23 protein-coding genes and 3 tRNA genes are annotated in these 18,590 nt (G+C 59.5%); 7 read left to right on the top strand and 19 right to left on the bottom strand.

The window, feature by feature from the left end:
* Positions 1-18: 18 nt before the first annotated feature.
* Positions 19-789, bottom strand: a complete 771-nt coding sequence (locus DLM_RS04105) for a C40 family peptidase (RefSeq protein ID WP_089083106.1) — start codon at positions 787-789, stop codon at positions 19-21.
* A 60-nt stretch (positions 790-849) separates the two neighbouring features.
* Here DLM_RS04105 and DLM_RS04100 point away from each other — a divergent pair, with 60 nt between their 5' ends.
* From DLM_RS04100 to DLM_RS04090, 3 genes are all read left to right on the top strand, one after another.
* A complete protein-coding gene (locus DLM_RS04100; RefSeq protein ID WP_089083105.1) occupies positions 850-2,532 on the top strand; it encodes an ABC1 kinase family protein in 1,683 nt (560 codons plus the stop codon).
* Entirely contained in the window at positions 2,533-3,312 is a 780-nt protein-coding gene (locus tag DLM_RS04095; protein ID WP_089083104.1) for a hypothetical protein, read from the top strand.
* Positions 3,313-3,440: 128 nt separating this feature from the next.
* A complete protein-coding gene (locus DLM_RS04090) occupies positions 3,441-3,785 on the top strand; it encodes a DUF2325 domain-containing protein (protein WP_089083103.1) in 345 nt (114 codons plus the stop codon).
* 94 nt (positions 3,786-3,879) lie between these two features.
* On the opposite strand, the gene DLM_RS04085 is transcribed toward DLM_RS04090, so the two are convergent.
* The 8 genes from DLM_RS04085 to hpnC form a co-directional block, all read right to left on the bottom strand.
* Positions 3,880-4,059: a zf-HC2 domain-containing protein gene (locus tag DLM_RS04085; protein ID WP_045847171.1), complete on the bottom strand. Its 180-nt coding sequence runs from the start codon at positions 4,057-4,059 to the stop codon at positions 3,880-3,882.
* Entirely contained in the window at positions 4,056-4,616 is a 561-nt protein-coding gene (locus DLM_RS04080; RefSeq protein WP_089083102.1) for a sigma-70 family RNA polymerase sigma factor, read from the bottom strand. The genes DLM_RS04085 and DLM_RS04080 overlap by 4 nt, the downstream gene beginning before the upstream one ends.
* Positions 4,617-4,618: 2 nt before the next feature.
* On the bottom strand, positions 4,619-5,983 hold the full coding sequence (radA, locus tag DLM_RS04075; RefSeq protein ID WP_089083101.1) for a DNA repair protein RadA: 1,365 nt from the start codon (positions 5,981-5,983) through the stop codon (positions 4,619-4,621).
* 22 nt (positions 5,984-6,005) lie between these two features.
* A complete protein-coding gene (locus DLM_RS04070; RefSeq protein ID WP_089083100.1) occupies positions 6,006-6,584 on the bottom strand; it encodes a hypothetical protein in 579 nt (192 codons plus the stop codon).
* A gap of 57 nt (positions 6,585-6,641) precedes the next feature.
* Complete coding sequence (locus DLM_RS04065) at positions 6,642-7,400, bottom strand: SDR family oxidoreductase (protein WP_089083099.1); 759 nt, start codon at positions 7,398-7,400, stop codon at positions 6,642-6,644.
* On the bottom strand, positions 7,397-8,728 hold the full coding sequence (gene hpnE / locus DLM_RS04060; RefSeq protein ID WP_231960050.1) for a hydroxysqualene dehydroxylase HpnE: 1,332 nt from the start codon (positions 8,726-8,728) through the stop codon (positions 7,397-7,399). The genes DLM_RS04065 and hpnE overlap by 4 nt, the downstream gene beginning before the upstream one ends.
* Before the next feature lie 4 nt (positions 8,729-8,732).
* On the bottom strand, positions 8,733-9,578 hold the full coding sequence (gene hpnD, locus DLM_RS04055; RefSeq protein WP_089083097.1) for a presqualene diphosphate synthase HpnD: 846 nt from the start codon (positions 9,576-9,578) through the stop codon (positions 8,733-8,735).
* Positions 9,579-9,643: 65 nt separating this feature from the next.
* Positions 9,644-10,456 (bottom strand): squalene synthase HpnC, encoded by an 813-nt coding sequence (gene hpnC / locus DLM_RS04050; protein WP_089083096.1) that lies wholly within the window; start codon positions 10,454-10,456, stop codon positions 9,644-9,646.
* Between the two features lie 130 nt (positions 10,457-10,586).
* Here hpnC and DLM_RS04045 point away from each other — a divergent pair.
* The 3 genes from DLM_RS04045 to DLM_RS04035 all read left to right on the top strand — a co-directional run bounded on the left by DLM_RS04045 (position 10,587) and on the right by DLM_RS04035 (position 10,860).
* A tRNA-Ala gene (locus tag DLM_RS04045) sits at positions 10,587-10,662 on the top strand.
* Between the two features lie 25 nt (positions 10,663-10,687).
* A tRNA-Glu gene (locus tag DLM_RS04040) sits at positions 10,688-10,763 on the top strand.
* A 21-nt stretch (positions 10,764-10,784) separates the two neighbouring features.
* Positions 10,785-10,860: transfer RNA gene (locus DLM_RS04035), tRNA-Ala, on the top strand.
* Positions 10,861-11,017: 157 nt separating this feature from the next.
* On the opposite strand, the gene DLM_RS04030 is transcribed toward DLM_RS04035, so the two are convergent.
* From DLM_RS04030 to DLM_RS04010, 4 genes are all read right to left on the bottom strand, one after another.
* Entirely contained in the window at positions 11,018-11,425 is a 408-nt protein-coding gene (locus DLM_RS04030) for a hypothetical protein (protein ID WP_119313196.1), read from the bottom strand.
* Between the two features lie 349 nt (positions 11,426-11,774).
* On the bottom strand, positions 11,775-12,263 hold the full coding sequence (locus tag DLM_RS04020) for a hypothetical protein (RefSeq protein WP_089086415.1): 489 nt from the start codon (positions 12,261-12,263) through the stop codon (positions 11,775-11,777).
* A gap of 8 nt (positions 12,264-12,271) precedes the next feature.
* Complete coding sequence (locus tag DLM_RS04015) at positions 12,272-12,451, bottom strand: hypothetical protein (RefSeq protein WP_089086414.1); 180 nt, start codon at positions 12,449-12,451, stop codon at positions 12,272-12,274.
* A complete protein-coding gene (locus DLM_RS04010; protein ID WP_089086413.1) occupies positions 12,448-12,777 on the bottom strand; it encodes a DUF7264 domain-containing protein in 330 nt (109 codons plus the stop codon). Before DLM_RS04010 ends, DLM_RS04015 begins: the two co-directional genes overlap by 4 nt.
* Before the next feature lie 152 nt (positions 12,778-12,929).
* On the opposite strand from DLM_RS04010, the gene DLM_RS04005 reads away from it, so the two are divergent.
* On the top strand, positions 12,930-13,394 hold the full coding sequence (locus DLM_RS04005) for a hypothetical protein (protein WP_089086412.1): 465 nt from the start codon (positions 12,930-12,932) through the stop codon (positions 13,392-13,394).
* 62 nt (positions 13,395-13,456) lie between these two features.
* On the opposite strand, the gene DLM_RS22925 is transcribed toward DLM_RS04005, so the two are convergent.
* The 6 genes from DLM_RS22925 to DLM_RS03970 all read right to left on the bottom strand — a co-directional run bounded on the left by DLM_RS22925 (position 13,457) and on the right by DLM_RS03970 (position 18,588).
* Positions 13,457-14,644: a hypothetical protein gene (locus tag DLM_RS22925; RefSeq protein WP_145985762.1), complete on the bottom strand. Its 1,188-nt coding sequence runs from the start codon at positions 14,642-14,644 to the stop codon at positions 13,457-13,459.
* Positions 14,641-15,006, bottom strand: coding sequence for a hypothetical protein (locus tag DLM_RS03990; protein ID WP_145985761.1), 366 nt, complete (start codon positions 15,004-15,006; stop codon positions 14,641-14,643). Before DLM_RS03990 ends, DLM_RS22925 begins: the two co-directional genes overlap by 4 nt.
* 12 nt (positions 15,007-15,018) lie before the next feature.
* Positions 15,019-15,378, bottom strand: a complete 360-nt coding sequence (locus tag DLM_RS03985; protein ID WP_089084286.1) for a hypothetical protein — start codon at positions 15,376-15,378, stop codon at positions 15,019-15,021.
* A complete protein-coding gene (locus DLM_RS03980) occupies positions 15,375-17,420 on the bottom strand; it encodes an Ig-like domain-containing protein (protein ID WP_231960185.1) in 2,046 nt (681 codons plus the stop codon). The genes DLM_RS03985 and DLM_RS03980 overlap by 4 nt, the downstream gene beginning before the upstream one ends.
* A 98-nt stretch (positions 17,421-17,518) precedes the next feature.
* Positions 17,519-18,166, bottom strand: a complete 648-nt coding sequence (locus DLM_RS03975; RefSeq protein WP_119313192.1) for a hypothetical protein — start codon at positions 18,164-18,166, stop codon at positions 17,519-17,521.
* Entirely contained in the window at positions 18,163-18,588 is a 426-nt protein-coding gene (locus DLM_RS03970; RefSeq protein ID WP_089084290.1) for a hypothetical protein, read from the bottom strand. The genes DLM_RS03975 and DLM_RS03970 overlap by 4 nt, the downstream gene beginning before the upstream one ends.
* Between the last annotated feature and the right edge of the window lie 2 nt (positions 18,589-18,590).

Below are 18,590 nucleotides of genomic sequence, written 5' to 3'. Positions count from 1 at the left end.
TGACAGCCCGCCACGCTGTCAGTTGGCGGACTTTTTCTTTTTACCGTGGCCGGCTTTGGCCGCTTTGGCTGGCTTGCTGCCCTTGTCAGCCTTGCCGGCTTGCTTGCCAGCCTTTTTCTTGCTGACAGTGGCTTCGGCCACCGGCTTGCACTTCCTGCCCTTGCGGCACTTCATCTTGGCGGCACCTGCACTGCTGCCCGCCGCCCTGGCCGCAACGCTGTCACCTGAGGTGTCGGCCTCTTCGGCCACCACGTTGTTGACATTGCTGCGGTTGATGCGACGCGCACCATTCCAGCGGCTTTGCCAGTAACTCTGGTTCAGGCTGACCACTTCGATATTGCGGCCGGTGCGCGGCGCATGGATGAACTTGCCATTGCCCATATACATGCCGACATGGGAGTAGGCAAAACCACGGGTGTTGAAGAAGACCAGATCACCGGCCACCAGTTCACTTTTATCGACAGCCTTGCCGATATGCGCCATCTCGGCCGAGGTGCGTGGCAAATTGACCTTGAGGGATTTCTGGAACACATAACGGACAAAGCCGCTGCAATCCAGGCCGCTGACCGGCGAATTGCCCCCGAAACGGTAGGCAACACCCAACAGGCTCATCGCCTGCAGCAGCAAATCTCCTACAGCATCCTCGCCGGGCGAGGCATACTTGGCAATGGGGTCTTCCGAGGCCTCGACCTTGGGCCGTGCGTCCTGCGCAGTTTTTTCAGGTGCGGCCTGGGCAAAAACCATGACGCCAGCCAGCATCACGGCGAGTAATCGGAGTTGCAATTTCATAGGCCGCACTCTATCGGACAGGGACGGGAGTGTAAAGCCAACTTGGACACCAGATAGCCCATGCTCAGAGAAACTCTTGTTGCAATGCGCGATCTTCCGCGCCTGAAGGAAATCAGCGGCATCCTCATCCGCCACGGTCTGGGCGAGTTCGCCCAGCGTCTGCGCCTGCCGCGCGCGATGGAAAAAGCCGGCGAATGGCTGAATCTGCACCTGCCGGATGCCGATGCCGGCCTGCCCACGCCAGTGCGGGTGCGGCTGGCCTTTGAAGAACTGGGGCCCACCTTCATCAAGCTGGGGCAGATCCTGTCCACGCGGGTGGACGTATTCCCGGCCGAGTGGATTGCCGAATTCGAAAAACTGCAGTCCACCGTGCCGCCGGTGGACCCGGCTTCGGTACGCCTGCTGGTGATCAAGGCACTGGGCAAACCGCCGGAAGAGCTGTTTGCCAGCTTTGATGACAAGCCCATCGGCTCGGCCTCCATCGCCCAGGTGCATTTTGCCACCTTGCATGATGGCAGCCATGTGGCGGTCAAGCTGCGTCGGCCCGGCATTGTCGACAAGGTAGATGCCGACCTGCGCATCCTGGCACATCTGGCCACGCTGATCGAACTGGAATTCCCCGATGCACGGCGCTTCCAGCCGGCGGAAATCGTCAGCCAGTTTTCCCGCTCGCTCAAGCGCGAGATGGACCTGGCAGTGGAAGCGCGCAATATGGAACGCTTCGCCCGTGACTTTGCCGACGATCCGCAAGTGGTGGTGCCCAAGGTGTACTGGGACTACACCAATCCGGCAGTCAACGTGCAGGAGCATATCGACGGTCTGTCAGCCAGCCGGCTGGACCAACTGGCCGACAGCGGGCTTAACCCGGTGCTGCTGGCCAGCCGCGGCGCGGATGCGGTGCTGAAAATGATTCTGCTCAACGGCTTTTTCCACGCCGATCCGCACCCCGGCAATGTGTTTTTTCTGCCGGAACACCGTATTGCCTTCATCGACTTTGGCATGGTGGGACGCATCAGCCATGGTCGGCGTGATGAAATCGTCGACCTGCTGGCGGCATTAGGCGAACGCAACGAACACGCGATGATGGATGTGCTGGTCGAGTGGACTGGCAACACGCCGGTGGATGAGCAGAAATTTGCTTACGACATCAGCGAATTCATGTTCCAGTACGAGCACGTGCCGCTGAAAGACCTCAACATCAGCCAGCTGATCAACGACATCATGGCGCTGATCCGCGACCACGGCATTCTGCTGCCGCCGGACATGGCCATGCTGTTCAAGGCGCTGATCACGCTGGAAGGGCTGGGCCGGCAGTTGAACCCGAACTTCCAGTTGGTGGAACACATCACGCCCTTCGTGCGCGAACTGATCGTGGCGCGCTACCACCCCAAAACCCTGCTCAAGCGCGGCAAGCTCACCCTGCAGGAAACGCTGGGCATGCTCACCGGCCTGCCGCGCGACATCCTGCGCCTGTCCAAGGACATCCGCCAGGGCAAATTCCGCATCAATCTGGACCTGCAGCGGCTGGACAGCTTTGGCAAGCAACTGGACCGCAGCACCAACCGCCTGACCATGGCCATTGTCACCGGCTGCCTGATCATCGGTTCCTCCATCGTGATGACGGTGAACGCCGGGCCCAAGCTGTTCGGCCTGCCCTTCTTTGGCTTCATCGGCTTCATGATTGCGCTGTTCAACAGCGTGTGGCTGATCTGGTCGATCTGGCGCTCCGGCAAGGAGCTGTAAATGCGTTCCGTGTTACTTGTTGCGCTCTTGCTGGCCAACAGCGCCGCCCAGGCGCTGCAACTGGTCGAACTCAACTGGCGCGCGCCCAGCGAACTGCAAGCGGCGCTGCAGCCGCAACTGCGGCCAGATGAAAGACTGAGCGCGATGGACAACAAGCTGATCATCGACGCCAGCCCGGCGCGGGAAGCCCAACTGGCGGCGCTGGCCAGACAACTGGACCTGCGCCCGGCCAGCCTGCGCCTGGAGGTGAACCAGTCCGGCAGCAATGCGCAGAACCAATCCGGGGTGCAAGTGCAAGGCAGCATCAGCATCGGCCGCATCATGCCGGGTCAGCCTGGCAATGGCCTTGCCTTGTCCGCGCAAGACGACAGCCGCAGCCAGCGCAGCCAGAGCCTGCAAAGCCTCACCTTGCTGGACGGGCGCAGCGGCTTTATCCAACTGGTGCAAAGCCGCCCGCTGCCCTGGCTGATGCTGACAGCACAGGGCGGCATGCTGCGTGGCAGCAGCATGCAGGATGCCATCACCGGTTTTTATGCTCGCCCGCGGCTGAACGGGCAGCGGGTGAGCATCGAACTGGCCGTCAGCCAGCAGGCGTTCAGCGGCACGCAACGCACGGGCAGCCAGTTGTCCAGCACGGTGGAAGGCCAATTGGGTGAGTGGCTGGAGGTGGCGCGTATCACACAGGACAGCCAGGGATGGGAAAGCCTGCTGATCGGCGGTAGTCAGCAGCAGGGACAGCAAAGCCACAGCGTGCGCATCCGCGTACAGGCCCTGCCCTGAGTACAGGCGCGGGCCAGTAGCCACAGTAGGCAGCCCGCAACACCATCATGCAGATGGAATGCTGTTGGACTTGCATTTGTAAATGGTAATGATTATCATTTGCAAAACTTATCCGACAGGAGTCACTCATGAACGCAATGCTGGTAGGCGCAGATACCCTGGGCAACATCCCGTCCGTGCTGCAGGAACATGGCATCCAGATTCACCGTCACCTGAGCGGACGCAACAGCTCGCACCAGCGCAAGCTGGACCGCCTGCCGGCAGGGACCGACTTGCTGATCCTGTTTACCGATTTCCTCGGCCACAATGTGATGCGCCACTTCCGCTCGCTGGCGGCAGAGCAGGACATCCGCTTCATTGCCTGCCGCCGCTCGGTGTGTGCGCTCAAGCAGTCGCTGACCGGTGCCGGGCTGTGCGAACAGGCTTGCGCCAGCTGTCCGCAGCGTCAGACACAGAGCAAGCAGGCACACTAGGCCCCAGAGCTAGGCCGCATGAGCAATGAAAAAGCCGACCCGCAGGTCGGCTTTGCTTTGGCCTGTGACAACCCAGGACTGGCTGCGGAACAAGCTATTCGCCGCGCCCGGCCTGGCGGGCCGACTGGCGCAATACTTGCAGCTGATGCGAGAACTGGCGGCAATTGCCACACATCCACAAATGCACGCGCAGACGCACGTGATCCCACTGGCTCAATGGTTGATCCAGCCCTTGCGATATCAAACGGCTGGCTTGCCGGCAATTGATCTTCATGCCCTGGCCTCCCCGGTCCAGCGTATTTCGAAACATTCGCGCAGGCTCATGCGGGCGCGATACAGCAGTACTGAACAGTTGGTCGCGCTAATGTCCAGATTGTTACAGATTTCGGCAATTTCCAGCCCCATCACCTCGCGCATGACAAAAGCCATGGCGGTGCGACGCGGCATCACCTCGGAACAGCGCTCGAATACTTCCCAGAACTGACGGGCAATCAAGGACTCCTCCGGCCCGCTCCAGGCCTTGATCTTGTCCTGCCAGTGGCCATCCTTGCTGAACAGGCCGTCAAAATCGCTATCGTCGGTTTCATCCTCCAGCGATTCGAACAACACCTCCTTGCCCTTGCGGCGCAGGCGGTCCACCAGCTTGAAGCGCAAGATGGACGTCAGCCAGGTGCGCAGGCTGGATTTGCCGCTGAAACTGTCACCGGACTCCAGCGCCGCCAGCACGGTTTCCTGCACCACCTCGTTGGCGGCATCACGATCACGCAACTGGGCCAGCGCATAGCGCTGCAGATAGCCCAGTTCCGCTTCCAGATCAGCATGGGAAATCATGCTCAGTCTCCGCGACAGTAATCAACCGCATGTTCCAGCCGGTCCACCGTGATGATCTGCAGGCCCTCAATCGGCTGGCGCGGCTTGTTGGCGGTAGGAATCAGCGCACGGGTAAAGCCCAGTTTGGCCGCTTCTTTCAGCCGCTCCTGCCCGCGTGACACCGGACGCACTTCGCCAGCCAGCCCCACTTCACCGAATACCACCAGTTTTTCCGGCAAGGGCTTGTTACGCAGCGACGACACCATGGCCAGGATGACGGCCAGGTCGGCTGCCGGTTCGCTGATCTTCACCCCGCCCACGGCGTTCAGGAATACATCCTGATCGAAACAGGCCACACCGCCATGGCGGTGCAATACCGCCAGCAACATGGCCAGCCGGTTCTGCTCCAGGCCCACGGTGAGGCGCTTGGGCTGCATGCCATGGCAATCATCCACCAGCGCCTGCACCTCCACCAGCAAGGGGCGCGTGCCTTCCTGTGTCACCAGCACACAAGAGCCGGGCACATCGTCGCGGTAGGACGACAGGAAGATGGCCGAGGGGTTGGACACGCCCTTGAGCCCGGTTTCGGTCATCACGAACACCCCCAGCTCGTTGACCGCGCCAAAACGGTTCTTGATGGCGCGGATCATGCGGTGGCTGGAGTGGGTATCGCCTTCGAAATACAGCACGGTGTCCACCATGTGTTCCAGCACGCGCGGCCCGGCCAGCGAGCCTTCCTTGGTGACATGGCCTACCAGCAGGATGGTGGTGCCGGTCTGCTTGGCCATGCGGGTGAGCTGGGCCGCACATTCGCGCACCTGCGATACCGAGCCAGGTGCCGAGGTCACTTGCTCGGTATACAAGGTCTGGATGGAATCGATCACCGCCACTTCCGGCTGCTCTTGCTTGAGCGTTTCCAGAATGGCTTCCAGGCGGATTTCCGCCAGCAGGTTCACCTGGCTGGGGTCGACCGCCAGCCGTGAAGCGCGCAGGGCAATCTGCTGCGGCGATTCCTCACCTGACACATACAGCACCTTGCGCCGCTTGCCGATTACCGCCAGCGCCTGCAACAGCAAGGTGGATTTGCCAATGCCGGGGTCGCCGCCAATCAGGATGACGGCACCACGCACGATGCCGCCGCCCAGCACGCGGTCCAGCTCATCGATGCCGGAAGGGTCGCGCGGCACTTCTTCGGTTTTCACCTCGGACAGCACTTGCACGCGGGCATTGGTGGTGGACCAGGACTGGAAACGCGGATTGCTGCTGGCGGGCGTGGAGACGGCCTCTACCAGGGTGTTCCAGGCGGAACAATGCGGACACTGGCCCTGCCATTTCGGCACTTGGCCGCCGCACTCGGTGCAGCTGAAAACAGTTTTGGTTTTTGCCATCAGGAAAAGCGCAGGAAGGGGTTCAACCGGGATTGGCATTGTCAGCCGGAGCATCGCCATCGGCAGCCGGCTTGTTGCCATTGAGTTGCTGGATGATGTTGAGCAGGCGTTTCTGGTCTGGTTCGCCACCGCTGCTGGGCTTGGATTTCGGCTTTTCGCCACCGCCATTCTTGCGAATGGCCGCCAGTACGGCAGCCACCTGGGGATCACTCTTGGCGGCCTTGTCCGCCTCCTCGCTGGTGAGGGGGGGCGGTGCCGTGGCGTCATTGGACTCTGTGCGGGAAGACTTTCCTTCCGCCGGGGTACTGGCTGCCGCCTTGGGCGAGGAACTGTCCGCATGGCCCGCCGCACTGTCCGTTGGCGGCTCCATGGTTTCCAGCTTGTTCTTGGCCATGTATTCGTTCATCTCGCGCCAGCCGGCATAAATGGCCGCGGTATCGGCGTCCGGATTGCGCCGGAAGCACTCTTCCAGCGAGCGGCCAGTCTGACGACAGGCGGCACCCAGCGCCTTGTGCGCTTCCTTGGACAAGCCGGATACATTATTGACCCAGTTGCAGCCAGCCAGCACCGCCAGCAAAGGCAGAATCCACAGACTCTTCATGCTTTACCCCCATGATGCCATCCGCCGCAGCCGGCAAGGCCACGGCGCGGATACGGCTTATTCGCCCTTTTGGCTGCGCAGATCCAGCTCGATGATTTCGCCGCTGCGGCCCTGGCTGGCAGCAGACTGCCAATACAAGAGGTAGGGCATCAGCGTGGACAGATCGGCGCGTTCGCTCTTGGCTTCGCCCGGATGGGTACGATTGCGTTGCGGCGAATTGACCGGCCCCGGAATCAGCTGGTTGACCCGCAGGTTCGGGTAGACCTCCCATTCATCGGCGGCCACCTTGGTCAGATAGTTCAAGCCGGCCTTGGATGCACCAAAGCCACCCCAGTAGGCCGCCGGGTGCAGGGAATGGCTTTCGCCCATGAACAGCACGGAAGCATCCGGCGATTCCTTCAGCAGCGGCAGGCAGGCACGGCTGAGCGCAAACGGTGCCACGGTGTTGATGCGGTACTGGTTCATCCACTCCTCAATGCCCTGGTTGGACAGCGGTGACAAGGCATAAAAATGCGATGCGCAATGCACGATGCCATCCAGCCGGCCCAGCGTCTGCTTGATCTGGAAGGCGGCATTGCCCAGTTGCTCGTCCGTGGCCGTCAGCAAGTCCAGCGGAATGGCTGCCGGCTCCTTGCCCCCTGCGGCCAGAATTTCATCGTAGACCTTCTCCAGCCCTTTTACGCTGCGCGCCAGCAATACCACGTCGGCACCATGTGCGGCAAACGTCAGCGCGGCTTCCCGACCTACCCCTTGCGTGGCCCCTGTCACCAGAATGACGCGACCAGCCAGACAATCCTTGGCAAATGTTTGGTTCATTTTGTTTTTTCAGCTAAGGACCACCCGCTGGTGGTCCGTGATGATGGCAAATCCTGCATTAACTGGCTGGCAGCATGCACACCACTGCGCACCGCACCTTCCAGCGTGGCGGGGTAATCCGGACATAACCAGTCCCCCGCCAGATAAACCGATTGTACCCTGCTACGGCAGTGTGGTCTTGTCAGTCCCACCACCGAGCCGAAGGTGGCGCGCTTCTCCACGATCAACTGGCTGTCCAGCAAGGGTGTTCCCTGCAAGGCGGGCAATAGGTATTCCACCTCGGCCCGCAACTGGTGCAACAGGGCTGCACGCGGCATGTCCTGCAGCGCCGGCGAAGGTGCGCTGATTACCGCAGCCAGCAGTCCGCGCTCACCCGACAGGGCCTGGCGGTCGAACAGCCAGTCCAGCGTGCCGCCCTGCAAGCCCATCATCGGCAGCGGCATGCGGATATCGGCGTCGTAGCGCAGGTATGCGGTATATATCGGCCAGTAATGGAAAGCCTTGACCTGAGTCTGCAAAACCGGCTCCTGCAACAGTGCGCCCGCATGATACGGAGCCACCGCCACGATAGCAGCATCGAACAATTGCCCGTCCACCAGCACACCATTCCCGGCTGGCGTGATGCTGGCCACCCGGTGGCCGGCCTGCCAGTTTGCGCCATGGGCGCACAGCCAGCGCAGCGCCGCTGCGGGGAAGAGTTCCGACAGGTCCAGCCGGGGCAGCAGCAGATCGCTGTCGGCACGGCTGCCGCCCAGACTGTCACGCAGCGTGGTGGCCAGAATCTGCATCGAGGCCTGTTCCAGCGGGGTATTGAGCGCCGACAGCACCATGGGCCGCCAGAATTGTGCGATCAGCCAGTCCGATTGATGCTGCGCCTGCAGCCACTGCGCCACCGTCACATCCTCGGCCAGCCGCCAGCGCTGCCATTTCAGACGCTGCAAGGCCAGCGCCAACTGCCATTTGTCGCGCCAGCTCAAGCCACGAGCGGACCACAAACCAGCCAGCACATGCAGCGGGGCCGGCCAGCGCGGACATTGCAGGGCGATACCGTCCTGCCGCTGCCAGGCAAGCGGCAGCCGCAGCATGGCACTATCCACCTCCACCCCTACCTTGCGCATCAGACGCAGGCAGTCGCGGTAGGCACCAATCAGGATGTGCTGGCCGTTGTCCAGCGCACTGTCAGCGCCCTGGATGCGCCGCGCCCGCCCGCCGGGAGCGCGACCGGCTTCAAACAGGGTCAGCTCGGCCTGAGCGGCCAATTCCACCGCCGCGGCCAGCCCGGCCCAGCCGGCACCGACAATGGCAACCCTTGGTCTGGCGTCCATCATGCACTCAGGCCTTGTAACCCAGCGTCCAGGTGCGCCAGGCCAGCCACAGCTTGCGCAGCGGGGTCAGCGACAGGCGCTGGTTCAGCACCTTGGCCGGGCCATCCAACTGGATTTCTTCCAGCGTGGCGCGGTAGATGGCGGCCATCAGCAGGCCGGGACGCTGGCTCTTGCGGTCCACCACCGGCAGCAGCTCCCAGGCGCGGCGGTAATATTCACGCGCGCGTTCGATCTGGAAGGACATCAGCGCGGCAAATTCCGGACTTTCCTTGTAGTTCATCAGGTCGCTGGCCGGTACATTGAAGCGCTGCAACTCTTCTACCGGCAGGTAGATGCGGCCACGGCGGGCGTCTTCGCCCACATCGCGGATGATGTTGGTCAGCTGGAAGGCAATGCCCAATTCGTGGGCGTATTTGAGGGTCTGGCGGTCCTGATAGCCGAAAATCTGCGCCGCCAGTTGCCCCACCACCCCGGCCACGCGATGGCAGTACAACAGCAGGTCCTGGAAGCGGTCGTAACGGGCGAAGTCCAGGTCCATCTGCATGCCGTCGACAATTTCTTCCAGCAGGTTCTGCGGCAGGTCCAGCGCGCTGACATGCGGCTTGAGCGCCAGCATCACCGGGTGATCGGGCTGGCCGTGGTACAGCTTTTCCACTTCGCCACGCCACCAGGCCAGCTTGGCGCGGGCGACGTTTTCGTCGTGGCATTCGTCCACCACATCATCCACTTCACGACAGAAGGCATACAGCGCGGTAATGGCATCACGACGCTCTTCCGGCAAGAAGCGGAAGCTGTAGTAAAAGCTGGAGCCGCTGCTGGCGGCCTTGTCCTGACAATACTGCTGCGGCGTCACACGCCTCTCCTTTGTTGCCGGCGGGTCAGCCTGCTGCTTCCCGCCTGTGTGAGTATGGTTATCTGTTATTTGGCGCGCAGCGCACGCCACAGCATGTAAATCCAGTCGCGCCAGGTCAGTACCGGGCGCTGGCGGAACACATCGCCACCGCTGTCGTGCAGTTTTTTCAGGATGCGCTCGCCGCCCATGATGATGAGGCGCAACTCCAGCCCCAGGCGGCCCTTGAGCACCTTGCCCAGCGGCGCGCCGGCCTGCAGCATCTTGCGGGTGCGTTCGATCTGCGCCAGCATCATCGGCCGCCACAGGCCGGTGGCATCGCGCCCGGCAATCTGCGCTTCGCGGATGCGGAATTTTTCCAGCTCGTCCAGCGGAATGTAGATGCGGCCCTTGTTCCAGTCCACGCTCACATCCTGCAGGAAGTTGATCAGTTGCAATGCCGTGCAGATGCCATCGGACATGGCCAGGCTGCGCGGGTCGTTTTCACCATACAGCGCCAGCATCAGCCGCCCCACCGGATTGGCCGAACGCCGGCAGTAGTCCACCACTTCGGCAAAGTTCTGGTAGCGGGTTTTCACCACATCCTGGCTGAAGGCCGACAGCAAGTCATAAAACGGCTGCAGCGGCAGTTGGTGCTGGCTGATGACGGTGGCCAGATTGCGCATGAGCGGCATGGCCGGTATGCCGCCATCACGGATCACATCCAGCTCGTCACGCAAATGCGCCAGTTCGCGCAGGCGTTCGTCAGGCAGTTTGTCACCTTCGTCCGCCACATCGTCGGCATAGCGGGCAAAATGGTAGATGACATGCACCGCGCGGCGCATGTGCCGGGGCAGCAAGATCGACCCGACCGGGAAGTTTTCGTAGTGACCAACCGACATCGGCAATCCAACCCTGTCATTGCAGAACCGGTGATTATAGCGCAGGGGCGGCGCTAAAATTTTTTTCGCAGATCCCTTTACAGCCGCGGGCAGCCTGTCTATACTGCGCCCCACTGTGAACGACAGACACGGGGCTATAGCTCAGCTGGGAGAGCGCTTGCATGGCATGCAAGAGGTCAGCGGTTCGATCCCGCTTAGCTCCACCAAAGGTCTTCACAGGTTTTGCCTAGGGTCCCCATCGTCTAGAGGCCTAGGACATCGCCCTTTCACGGCGGTAACCGGGGTTCGAATCCCCGTGGGGACGCCAAGAATTCGACGTAGTACCCGTGGGGGTATAGCTCAGCTGGGAGAGCGCTTGCATGGCATGCAAGAGGTCAGCGGTTCGATCCCGCTTATCTCCACCACAATTCAGATACTGATGACATCGCCTGACGGGTTTCATCTGTAACGTCGCGGATTGTTTTGCACACTTTCGCACGCGCTTTTGCACTGAGTACCCCTCGCAACAAATGCAAAAGAGCCTGCAAAAGCAGGCTCTAACCATAGCGTAGTTTTTAGCCATCAGGCATCCAGTGGGAATGGCGGTCTAGTCGGAAGTTTCACCGAGGAATCAAATGATGTCGCGCGGATGATTTCCCTTAGATCATTACGATACGCTGCCCACTCGGTCGGTACCTGAATAGATTTCTCGTAGCAGCGTAGTACCGTTCGGTCAGACGCGTCCAGCGCAGCTTGTGCTTGCTGAATCTGGTTATAACGCAGCATGGCATCATCAGTATCCGACTCTCGGATGTCTCCAAAATCACCGGCAACGGCCCGCGCAAAAAGCTCCCGGCCATGTTCTGTCGTGTCATCTGGCGCTGCCGTAAATGGCACGGCCCCCAGAGTGACAAAACATACGGTCATCGTGATTGCGCGGCCGTTGTTAGCCCACTGCAGATCAGTTACCGCCGTATATTCAAATTTCATGCAACCCTCTGCGCTAAAAAAATCGTAAAGTTGCCGCCCACTGCTACCAACGAGTGCATGGCTCTCCAGGTTCCCACCGCTGAGGCTCCCACAATCGAATAAACCACGGACCCTTGCGTCACAGACTGGGACGAACCGGATGTATACAACTGCGCATAGTAAAGTTTGGCACCAGAGTAGAGAGTTCCGGCAACGATTGGGGTATTGGCGTTGGAGTAGAACATCAACGCAAATGAACCTACGCTTCCCGCCCCACAATCGGTAGACAGCTTATTAGCGAAAAGGCTTTTTATGTCGCCACCAATGGCAGCAAATGCAGACGCAATACGTGATGCCAGCCCGGACATAGTTAGCTCTTGGACGTCGTGTACACAGCCAGGAAATCGGTTGTCGGATCACCAATACCCAAGTTCGCGCATGCCTGCAACTGCTGTGCTGCTGTAAGCGATTGGGCATCGGCAAAGGACAATCGATTTCCTACCGCTGTCAGCAGGTTAGCCAGCGCTGTCTTGCCATTGCCGAGCTCGGCCTCAATCTCCTGCAGCGTGTCATATGCTGAGGAGGCACCACCCAGGATCTGGTTTTTAAGGTCGGCCAGCAGGCTTGTAACTTTTGTAGACGAAAACGTTGAACCAGCACTGGCTTCAGCATCATTGATTGCTGCGCCAGATGATGAGCCGGCAGCTTGGGCCAGCTGCAAAACCTCGTTGATAGCAGCAACCAGCGATGACTTGGAGGTGGTATTAAGCGCGGCCAGATTGCCGCCTACGGCCTTGAGCGACTTGATGTCAGCCGCGATACCCTGCGCCAGTTCGGTAATACGTGTTTGCAGAGACATTTGCACTCCTAGAGTTTGGCAATCTGATAGATCAGATTGAGATCGATATCGAATACATCGGAACCGGCTGGGCCTGGTGGTCCAGGAGGGCCTTGCCGAGCGACATCAACAATGGTTTCTCGCTCGGTGATAGTGACTTCAAGAACCTCGCGGGCTGGGGGCGTAGTCAGTTCAATCACTTCAGTCATGCCAATACCCCCGGCAGGACTTCAATCCGGCCTGTCATGAACGGGTCAACCCGGCGAGGCTCCGGCCCAGGCCATTTAACGCGTAGGTTAAACACAGCATCACGCCAGGTGTATGCTCGTGTGACAGCCTCCTCAATGCGGAGGGTGATGGCATTACCGTTGACGGTGATACCGGTATTTGTAGTCGTGAGATGGACCAGCGCGGTCGCGTTGTCCGTGCTGGACTTGGCCACCAGTTCAAACTCGGCCCCGGTCAAATCAACCGGTTGACCACCCGCAGTCCATTCCCAGGTATGCAAGAAGGTGCAGCCCTGGACGATGATCAACGGGGATGTGCGGACATAGGGGAGCAATGTGGCCTCTCAAAACAAAACACCGGACATTGAGTGCCAAGTGTCCGGTGTTCTGCTTAGAATGAAACGGGTGAAAGGGTTCGTCATACTAGAGCCACCATCAGATCGGACTCGTCGGAATCGCCATGAAAATACCTCTCAAGTACATCAAATATTTCCACATATCTCAGTTGGCAAGGTATGAGCATCAAAGAAGATGGCTAGTACAGGCTTATCAAGAAGATCGACACCAAGCTAAGGATGGAACTGCAAGGCAAAGAGTGCTCGATGACATGCGTATGGAGCTTGATCTTCATGATGAGGAAGTTCGCGTGTATCTGACGAATAAGTGGGCCGCAAAGGCTAGGCGACTAATGATTCCGATGCCTGCTAGATATGACGATGATGGGAGTGAGACCCCATTTTGGGAACAGGGCCAGTACACTGGAGATTGGTATTTAACCAACCGAGGTCTTGCCATATTGCGTTCTGAAATTCGCCGAGAACACAAAGAAAGCTATGAGCGTTGGACCCCAATCGTTACGGCAATAACAGGGATCGTTGGAGCGGTTACTGGCATGATTGCTGTGATCTTGGGGCATGCTAAGTAGCTGTAATGAGAACGCGTTTTTTGCGCAGGGTTTTGCATTAATTAGCATCGATAACCTGGCTGTCAGACAAAGAAAAACGACTCATCCCCTTCGTTGTCCGACAGGTAGATTTTGCCCGGTGCAATCGCCCGCAGGTAGACCGCATCAGGGCTGGACTTGATGACCGCACTGCCGATGTAGGGCGAGGCTGCCAGCGCGTCACCGAAGCCGGCATAGTTTATATGCTTGGTACCACCTTCCGGGACATCATGGCACTGCAGGCTAAACACATTGCCGGCATGGAGTGTGAAGGTATGCCCCACTATCGAGGTACGTGGATAGACGACATCGATAAACACTTCGTCCCCCAGCAGCCAGGCTGACATTGTCCGATCGTAGATGCCGTGCTCCTGCAAGTATGGTTCTATATAAGCCCACCCGATGTTCGTATTCCCGCCCATGTCGTGGACCACATCCTTGTACTCGGCCAATGGTTTGCCATTAATCTCATAGCGCACATGAAAGACACTCTGATAGAGCGTTGTACTTTCTGTGTGGCCTGCTGGACCAACTGGAAAAGAGACCTCTCCCAGAAAGACAGTGCCGCTGAGATTGACGACATCGATGTTATGCACCGTATTTTTCTCAATATCGACCACGCGGCCAATGCTGTCGTTGTAGCGGGTGTAAGCCAGGGTGACATCGTAGCGAACCTTGCTTGAAGTTCTTTCGTTGATGACACCGGTTTTTTTCTCCACACTGACAGCAACATCATAAAAATACCTGCCGTCGTAGACCACTACACAGCGGCCATCCAGCGATGAACATACCCACTTCGGACTGAAGACTGGCGCATCGCCTGAAACTGTCACGTTAAATGCCGGCCTTACCGATGAACTTCCAAGATCAGTCATCGCCGCACCAGCCGGCGCACCAATCCACAAAACCTCACCAGGTGCGATAGGAAACAGCCAGCCAACGTCGACGGCGGAAAATAACGGTACGGGAAATCGGTACTTCCCAGCGTATAAGCATGGATTCGGCCCATACGACCAAACCTCACGGCGCGCACCAGGAACGTTATGCGGTGCAGAAGGCACAATGGCCCGGTTGCAGTACGCAGGCCAAGACTTCACATCTGGAAAATTGTAAAACGGGCTTGCACCCTCCCAAGAAAACCGTTGACCATCATCCCGTACAAATACACCCTGCCCATTTGAAACGTTCTCAACGTGGCCACCAAAAAAGCCCATGCTGACCGGCACTATCATGATGGCAGCTTCCCACTAAGGGTAATGGTGACGGACGTTCCGGTAATAGCATTACCGGAGGCATCAGATTCCGCCAGGGTGATGGTTTTAACCGGCACCATCCCGATGGCGAATAGCCCATCACTGGTGAACTTGGTGGCCAGCTCTGTAGATACATCTCCCCATGTCCTGGCCGTTTCCACATAGGCCGCAGCCAGCCCGGCACTACCGGCACCGCTGACCGCTTCCTTGGCCTTACCCCGGAAGATACCTCCGGCAATGCCACCCGGCCCGCTGACTGCCGGAAGGCTGCCGCTTGCAGACGGTTGATTGTTCTGACCAGCGAGAGCCTTGGCGACTTCTGCTGCTTGCTGTGTATTCATCCGCGCCATCGCTCAGCCCTCATAGATCGGGTTAGTGACCAGGGAGACATTGCTGTATTCCCCATCCGCCAGCGCGGACTGGTCGACCAGCAACCACACGGCCTGCATGCCACTAACCACCTGGCCCAGATCGACGGATGCACTGGCGCTGGCCAGTGCAGACAGTGAGGTGGCCAGGTGGATGGCGCTGGCTGGCACACCCGGCAGTACTGCATTGGCAGTCAACGTGATGCTGCCACCACTCGCGGCCTGGGCCTGGGCGGTTCCATCCGTCCCCACCCAGATCCGGGTAGCCGTGCCGCCCTTGATGGCCAGGCTGGCCAGCGGCAGGGTCCGGCCCGCGTCTTCATAAAACCCAAAGGTCAGACTCATCGCATTTCCAGGGTATCGACCGGGATGGCCACGCTGATGTTGTAGGCCAGCTCCCGCGAAACAGGGTCAGTTAAAAACACCGGAATATCCGGCACTGCAATCGCCACTTCATGCGGATATTCTGAGCTGGTATCACCTGCGGCTCCAGTGGTGTAGCCGGTGGTGGTGGCACTGTAGGTTCCCAGTCCCTCCAGGCAGGTACCCAGATCCGCGCTATCTGCCTGGGACATGTTCGGCAGACTGGTGAGTTCCGGGGCCAGAATCGGATCGCTATTGGCGGTACCGGCAGCCACCAGCCCGGAAATAGCCAGTTCCACATCGGTGATGGCACTGCCGGCAGAGGTGTCGTAATGCTCTACCAGGCGTGCCACCTTGCCGCTGGCCAGCATGTCGACACTGTTCACGGTCACTCCCATGTCCACATCCAGCAGTGGGTTACTTTGCGCTTTGAATTGCACTCGGGTGGTCCGGTGCGATGCCAGGATCTGGCGACGGGCGATGGCCGCCAGCGTCTGCAGCGCAAGGTTGGCATCATCACGACTCGCCCCTGCCAGTGAGGTCAGGTCCGTGGTGGTGGTGCCGATATCAGGCTGCATGGTGGTCGATTCGGTCCAGGCAGTCGCATCAAACAGACCAGAGGCATCCATGCTGACTGTCTGACCCTGACGCTTCAGGGTGCCCAGCGCGGCCACGCTATCTGGAGCATGGACAGTAATGCGCCAGCGCTCTGTCATGGATTGCACCACACGCCTGGCGATTTGCAGGACTGCGCCGGCACAGCGCGGGTCGTCGGCAGCCGGGCCGGTATAGTCGTTGCGGAAGGTCAGGATAGCTACTGCGCTCGATGGCGGGTTGCCGGAAATGATTGCTCCAGAAGCATCGACATAGCCAACGTACTGGGTGCCTTGCAGCGGAGCGGTCCAGGCCTCCGAGCGCAGCTTCCAGCCACTGCTTTCCACGGCTGAACGGAACAGGCTCTTTTCGGGCAGCTTGAACGGCTTGCCATTACGGCCCTGGACGAACTGACCATAGGACAGGCCCATGCTCCAGTTGATAACGCGGCGGTACTCATGCAGGCGCGGGTAGCGATACTGCAGGCTGCAATCCACGACCTGCTCCATGGCCGACTCGCTGGTCACCGCGCTACCTTTGCCATCTCGTGCCACCTGGAATGGCGTGCCCCACATGATGCATGCTGCTGCGCCGGCACTGAGTGTGACCTTGGGGGTATAGCGGCCATCGGCCAGAACCTTGGTCGTGACGGACCAGGAGCCGGTGCTTCCTGCCACGGCGGTCAGCACCTGGCCAGCAATGTCCACCCGGATATTCATGCCAGGCACGGCGATACCGGTCAGGGTTGGCTGGGGATTGTTGGTCAGGGTTTTATTGTCAGCAAGATGACAAATCGGGGTAGTGCTGACCGGCTGGACGCCAATATTGTCATTGGTGACCAGGTTGACCACGGACTGACGGGCAGCCGGCTGGATCGCAAGCGATCCGTCTGCCAGATCGTCGTCCGTCAACGTCAGCCGGGAATCCAGACCGGCCCACGGCGTCAGCCGGGGTGCGCCATACACATCAAGATCATAGGCGGCGGGCAGCGTGGACAGACGGTCCTGGGCGTACTGCAGGCTGTCGGCATAGCGGGCAAACACATGGGGCGACCAGAAGCCACCGAGCAAGGCATCCAGCTCGGTGCGCGTGGCCAGGGCCAGCGAGTCGCGCCGGCCATCCGTACCATGCAGGGTGGCAATGCCGGTTTCAGCGTCAATCTCCGGCAATGCAACACGCCCGGTAAACCTGCGTACCCAGGCACTCAGGCGGGTGTGCTGCACATCAATGAGCAGGACTGCGCCAGAAAGACTGGCAAACGACTCGCCAGCAACCAGGAGCAGCCTGACCGTGGCGATACGGGCCGAGTCTTCCTCGGCTTCGATAGTGACTTCCCCGGCAATGCGGTCAGAGACATCCACCCCACCCAGCGTCACCCTGACATCCCATGCCTCGGCGGGTAGAGACTGGGCATGCGCAACGGTAATCACAAGCGGCAAAGAGACGGTCTGTCCAGCATGAACCGTTGAACCAGCAGAAGCCGAAGACAGACCGATCGGGGTTTCACCAAACGGAGACAAGCCGAACATCATGATGGTGTGCCGCCACCGTTATTGATGATGGCTGGCATATCAAACCAGTTCAGCTCACCAGTCAGCTTTTGTTCCTGGATGACGACATAGCCACGGCTGGTAAACGCGCATAGCAATACCAGGCCCTTATCCCCATCCACAATATTGGGGAAAACATATCTCCTTCCATCCGGGCCATACGGCTTGGGGAAATAGTAAGTGGTTGCAGAGACCCATGCGTTATCCCGCACCGTATAAGGCAGCAATACCGGAGAGAAGTTAACCAGGAACTGAATATCTCCCGCCATGAGCGGAAGATAAACCCTGGCTCCGTTGGGAATGGGTTTACTGGCATCATCAAAAGACACCGCATTGGTTGCCATCCCTCTGCCGACCTTCTCGGCATAAACATGCCCCTCCATTGCATACGCGACACCGGATTGGCGATAGGTCACACCATCAACTACCCATTCAAATACAAGATTCGCATAAGAATTGGGAAACTGGAGCAGGATGGTATCCAGATTGATCCAGTTCGCGAGCTGGGGTGTTCCCGTACCAACCCATTCAGCAGTCAGCGTGGTTTCCCAGCCATCCAGATAAACAGCCTGACCAGGATTCGGTGCAACACGGGGGTAATAATCACTATTCGGGGTTGCCATCATTGCTCCTCAAAATGCAGATTCCAGCCCCAGCTTGCGGAGCGGATATCGGTGTTCTCGGCAATCGTGATAAAGCCGGTCAGGCGCGGCCAGTAGTAATACATGCCATTGCGGACCACGCCTGGGATATCCGGGCGTTCACTGACTACCGTGCCAATCGGCACCGCCCTGGGGGCGGCGCAGTCCAGAACGTGGGGGGCGGTTTGATCCAGGGCAGCCAGCGGTGCCGGCATCCAACCGGTGGCGGCGATATCGGAACGAATCTTCTCCCAGCGGGACTGCATCACGCCCCGGCCGGAGCGCATGCGCAGCAGATTGCGCCCGCCGGCACGTTCATAGGTCTGCGTTAATTTCACGACGGCCTTGATCGGAATTAACGTGCCATCAATGCCCAGCGTCAGTGCGTATTCGTGGACGTTTGCCATGT

The sequence above is a fragment of the Aquitalea magnusonii genome (genome assembly GCF_002217795.2).
GTDB classification, from domain to species: domain Bacteria; phylum Pseudomonadota; class Gammaproteobacteria; order Burkholderiales; family Chromobacteriaceae; genus Aquitalea; species Aquitalea magnusonii_B.
This window is presented reverse-complemented; position numbering and strand designations above follow the sequence as displayed.

Excerpts from the sequence above, each read along its gene's own strand:
- DLM_RS04105 (WP_089083106.1), bottom strand. The coding sequence starts at position 789 with ATGAAATTGCAACTCCGATTACTCGCCGTGATGCTGGCTGGCGTCATG.
- DLM_RS04100 (WP_089083105.1), top strand. The coding sequence starts at position 850 with ATGCTCAGAGAAACTCTTGTTGCAATGCGCGATCTTCCGCGCCTGAAG.
- DLM_RS04090 (WP_089083103.1), top strand. The coding sequence starts at position 3,441 with ATGAACGCAATGCTGGTAGGCGCAGATACCCTGGGCAACATCCCGTCC.
- DLM_RS22925 (WP_145985762.1), bottom strand. The coding sequence starts at position 14,644 with ATGATAGTGCCGGTCAGCATGGGCTTTTTTGGTGGCCACGTTGAGAAC.
- DLM_RS03975 (WP_119313192.1), bottom strand. The coding sequence starts at position 18,166 with ATGATGGCAACCCCGAATAGTGATTATTACCCCCGTGTTGCACCGAAT.
- DLM_RS03990 (WP_145985761.1), bottom strand. The coding sequence starts at position 15,006 with ATGAATACACAGCAAGCAGCAGAAGTCGCCAAGGCTCTCGCTGGTCAG.
- radA (WP_089083101.1), bottom strand. The coding sequence starts at position 5,983 with ATGGCAAAAACCAAAACTGTTTTCAGCTGCACCGAGTGCGGCGGCCAA.
- DLM_RS04005 (WP_089086412.1), top strand. The coding sequence starts at position 12,930 with ATGAAAATACCTCTCAAGTACATCAAATATTTCCACATATCTCAGTTG.
- DLM_RS04095 (WP_089083104.1), top strand. The coding sequence starts at position 2,533 with ATGCGTTCCGTGTTACTTGTTGCGCTCTTGCTGGCCAACAGCGCCGCC.
- hpnC (WP_089083096.1), bottom strand. The coding sequence starts at position 10,456 with ATGTCGGTTGGTCACTACGAAAACTTCCCGGTCGGGTCGATCTTGCTG.
- DLM_RS03985 (WP_089084286.1), bottom strand. The coding sequence starts at position 15,378 with ATGAGTCTGACCTTTGGGTTTTATGAAGACGCGGGCCGGACCCTGCCG.
- DLM_RS04065 (WP_089083099.1), bottom strand. The coding sequence starts at position 7,400 with ATGAACCAAACATTTGCCAAGGATTGTCTGGCTGGTCGCGTCATTCTG.
- DLM_RS04015 (WP_089086414.1), bottom strand. The coding sequence starts at position 12,451 with ATGACTGAAGTGATTGAACTGACTACGCCCCCAGCCCGCGAGGTTCTT.
- DLM_RS03970 (WP_089084290.1), bottom strand. The coding sequence starts at position 18,588 with ATGGCAAACGTCCACGAATACGCACTGACGCTGGGCATTGATGGCACG.
- DLM_RS04080 (WP_089083102.1), bottom strand. The coding sequence starts at position 4,616 with ATGATTTCCCATGCTGATCTGGAAGCGGAACTGGGCTATCTGCAGCGC.
- hpnE (WP_231960050.1), bottom strand. The coding sequence starts at position 8,728 with ATGATGGACGCCAGACCAAGGGTTGCCATTGTCGGTGCCGGCTGGGCC.
- DLM_RS04070 (WP_089083100.1), bottom strand. The coding sequence starts at position 6,584 with ATGAAGAGTCTGTGGATTCTGCCTTTGCTGGCGGTGCTGGCTGGCTGC.
- DLM_RS04085 (WP_045847171.1), bottom strand. The coding sequence starts at position 4,059 with ATGAAGATCAATTGCCGGCAAGCCAGCCGTTTGATATCGCAAGGGCTG.
- DLM_RS04030 (WP_119313196.1), bottom strand. The coding sequence starts at position 11,425 with ATGAAATTTGAATATACGGCGGTAACTGATCTGCAGTGGGCTAACAAC.
- DLM_RS04020 (WP_089086415.1), bottom strand. The coding sequence starts at position 12,263 with ATGTCTCTGCAAACACGTATTACCGAACTGGCGCAGGGTATCGCGGCT.